The following is a 3325-nucleotide window of genomic DNA, read 5'->3' on the forward strand; positions in this document are numbered from 1 at the left end:
CGCCTATGGCCATACCGTCGGCAAGATCCTGGCCTTTGCTTATGTGAAACCGCACGCCAATGTGCCGGACACGCAGATCGAAGTGATCGTTGCCGGAGAGCCGCGCAAGGGCCGGATCCTGGGCGCCCCCGCCTATGACCCCGAAAGCCTGCGGCCCCGTACCGACGCGGAACTCGCTCCGGCAGAATGAGCAAACAACAGGCTCCCCTTCATCTATTCAAAAATACTCCGGGGGAGCCAAAGGCGGGGGCAGCGCCCCCTCCTCCATAGCCAAAAAGGGAAACGCGAAAAATGACCCTGCCCGATACCATGAAGGCGATGGTTCTGACCGGCCATGGCGATCTGGACAAATACGAATGGCACGAGGACTGGCCGGTGCCGCAACCCGGCCCGATGGAGGTGCTGATCAAGGTCGGCGCCTGCGGCCTGAACAACACCGATGTGAACACCCGCTCCGGCTGGTATTCCAAGGCAGTTGAGGGCGCCACCACCGGCGGCGCCTTTGACGAAGCGGGCGAGGAAGACCCGACCTGGGGCGGGCGGCCCCTCACCTTCCCGCGTATCCAGGGGGCCGACGCCGTTGGCGAAGTGGTGGCGGTTGGTGACGGTGCCGACCCGGCTCTGGTGGGCAAGCGCGTCATGGTTGGCGGCTGGGTCCGTGACTGGGACGACCCGGAAAACATGGACAAGGCCGGTTACTTCGGCTCCGAATGCGATGGCGGTTTTGCCGAATACACCAAGGCGGACGTTCGCGGCGTGGCGGTGATCGATAGCAACTTCAGCGATGCGGAGCTTGCAACCTTCTCCTGCTCTTATGTCACCGCCGAAGGCATGCTGAGCCGAGCCAATGTTGGCGAGGACGACACCGTATTGATCCCCGGAGCTTCGGGCGGGGTTGGCGGCGCGCTGATCCAGCTTGCCAAACGCCGCGGCGCACGGGTGATCGCGATGGCCTCCGAGGCCAAACACGCAGAGGTGGCCGAACTCGGCCCCGACCTGATCCTGCCGCGGTCGCCGAAAAACCTTCGGGCCGCACTTGGCGATGAGAACGTCACCGTTGCAGCCGATGTGGTTGGCGGTGCCGCCTGGCCCGAACTGATCGGCGTGCTGGAGCGCGGCGGCCGCTACACCTGCTCGGGTGCGATTGCCGGACCGATGGTGGAGCTGGATCTGCGAACCTTTTACCTGCGCGACCTGACCTTCACTGGCTCCACTGTGACACCGCACCGCAACTTCACCGATGTGGTCTCCTACATCGAGAAAGGCGAGATCAAACCGGCGCTGGCGGCAACCTACCCGCTTTCAGACTTGAAGGAAGCGCAGGCTGCCTTCATTGCCAAAAAACACACCGGCAACATTGTGGTGGTGCCATGAGCCGGGCGCTGTTCGATCAGGCGCTGGCGGCCGCCGAAGCGTATCATGCAGCGCTGCCCGCGGTGGCGGAATTCCAGCCCTGGCCGGATGACCTCTCCTGGGCCGGGCGGGGCGGAAACCAGGTCACCGGCGCAGCGCTGGTGCAATCGGACCCTGGCTTTGCCGCCGAGGGCATCCCGGCAGCCGCCGAGGTTCGCGCGCTGCAGCAGGCGGTCATGGCGCTGGCGCCCGTTGCCGAATGGCGCCTCACCTATACGGAGGAGGAAGTCGGCAAGGATTTCCTGCAGCGCTTCGGCTGGTTTGAATTGGTGGGGCCAACCGGCCACTTCCACTCGCTGCAAACCCGTATGACCATCGGTTATTGGGGTCCGGGGCTTGATTACCCCTGGCATCAGCACGGACCGGAAGAGCTTTACACCATTCTCTCCGGCAGCGCCGATTTCATGGCCAAAGGCGAAGAGGTGCGCCGCCTGGTGCCGGGCGACACCAAGATGCATGGGCCCAATCAGCCGCATGCGATGATCACTAATGAGCATCCGATCCTTTGCTTCGTTTTCTGGCGCGGCGAGGGGCTGGCGGATGATCCGGCAATGTCCCCGGGCTGACCACAGGAGCGTAATCCATGAAGATCACTCGTATCCGCGTGTTCCAGACCGGCCTTCCTTATGTAGGCGGCGCCTATGTTTGGGGCGCAGGCAATGCGATTGAAACCGCCACTGCCTCGGTGGTGGTGATCGACACCGACGCAGGGCTGCAGGGCTGCGGCGAGTTCACCCCCTGCGGCGAGAACTACATGGTGGCGCATTCCGAAGGCGTGCCGGCCCTGGCCCGGCTGGTCGCGCCTGCGTTCATCGGCGAGGACCCGCGCGATGTGGCCCGGATCGAGCGGATCATGGACCACCTGGTGCAGGGGCACGGCTATGCCAAGGGCCCGTTTGACGCCGCTTGCTGGGACATTCTGGGCCAGTCGCTGGATGCGCCTCTGTGGCGGCTCTGGGGCGGCAAGCTGACCGATGGTGCGCCTATGTACCGGGTGGCACCGCAGAAAGGCATTGAGGAAACCATTGCCGAAATGGATGGCTACCGGGCGCAGGGCTATCGCCAGTTCCAGGTCAAGGTCGGCGGCGATTGGGCCGCAGATATCGACCGCATCCGCTCTACCGTGCCGTTGCTGAAACCGGGCGAAAAGGCGATGGCCGATGCCAACCAGGGCTGGCGGGTCGACAATGCGCTGCGGGTGGCGCGGGCAACCAGGGATCTGGACTACATCCTCGAGCAGCCCTGCCGCACTTACGAGGAATGCCAGCAGGTGCGGATGCGCACCGACCTGCCAATGAAGCTCGATGAATGCGTGACCGGGATGCACGCTGCCCAGCGCATCGTCGCCGATCACGGCGCCGATCTGGTCTGTCTCAAGATCTCCAACCTCGGCGGCATCTCCAAGGCACGCCGGGTACGGGACTACCTTGTCGAAAACCGCCTGCCCGTGGTGGCCGAGGACACTTGGGGCGGCGAGATTGCCAGCGCTGCGCTTGCCCATTTCGCCGCCACCACGCCTGAGGAATACCTGCACAACACCACCGACCTGATGAACTACAACACCCGCTCCACCGGCATCGGCGGCCCGCGTGCCGAGAACGGCAAGCTCTATGCGCCGGATGCGCCCGGGCTGGGTGTGACCCCCGACTTCGAAAGGCTCGGCGCCCCAATTGCCACGTTTGGAGAAAACGCCTGACGCCCATCCTTCTTCTTGCCTCAAATATCCCCGCCGGAGGCTCCCGCACCCGCAACAAGGACCACCGCCCATGAGTACCGCAGCCCAAGCCACCCAGATGATCGACGACACTCGCGTCCGCGTGACCCGTTTCGATTTTGCCCCCGGTGCCGAGACCGGCTGGCACCGGGGGCAAAATCGAAACGGGTCACGCGGACGCGAGTGTCGTCGATCATC

General features: G+C 64.4%; 4 protein-coding genes. All 4 read left to right on the forward strand.

The window, feature by feature from the left end; genetic code table 11:
* Window positions 1-190, forward strand: a 190-nt coding sequence (locus tag A2I95_RS28375; RefSeq protein ID WP_291735288.1) for a glycine cleavage T C-terminal barrel domain-containing protein, incomplete at its 5' end; no start/stop codon positions are given.
* Between the two features lie 101 nt (window positions 191-291).
* Complete coding sequence (locus A2I95_RS28380) at window positions 292-1374, forward strand: alcohol dehydrogenase family protein (protein ID WP_291735291.1); 1083 nt, start codon at window positions 292-294, stop codon at window positions 1372-1374.
* Complete coding sequence (locus A2I95_RS28385; protein WP_291735295.1) at window positions 1371-1979, forward strand: dimethylsulfonioproprionate lyase family protein; 609 nt, start codon at window positions 1371-1373, stop codon at window positions 1977-1979. Before A2I95_RS28380 ends, A2I95_RS28385 begins: the two co-directional genes overlap by 4 nt.
* Before the next feature lie 17 nt (window positions 1980-1996).
* Complete coding sequence (locus tag A2I95_RS28390) at window positions 1997-3109, forward strand: mandelate racemase/muconate lactonizing enzyme family protein (RefSeq protein WP_291735297.1); 1113 nt, start codon at window positions 1997-1999, stop codon at window positions 3107-3109.
* Window positions 3110-3325 lie beyond the last annotated feature (216 nt).

It is taken from the genome of Leisingera sp. F5 (genome assembly GCF_001593695.1).

Bases quoted from the DNA above. Each gene is read 5' to 3' on its own strand.
- A2I95_RS28380 (WP_291735291.1), top strand. From the start codon at position 292: ATGACCCTGCCCGATACCATGAAGGCGATGGTTCTGACCGGCCATGGC.
- A2I95_RS28385 (WP_291735295.1), top strand. From the start codon at position 1,371: ATGAGCCGGGCGCTGTTCGATCAGGCGCTGGCGGCCGCCGAAGCGTAT.
- A2I95_RS28390 (WP_291735297.1), top strand. From the start codon at position 1,997: ATGAAGATCACTCGTATCCGCGTGTTCCAGACCGGCCTTCCTTATGTA.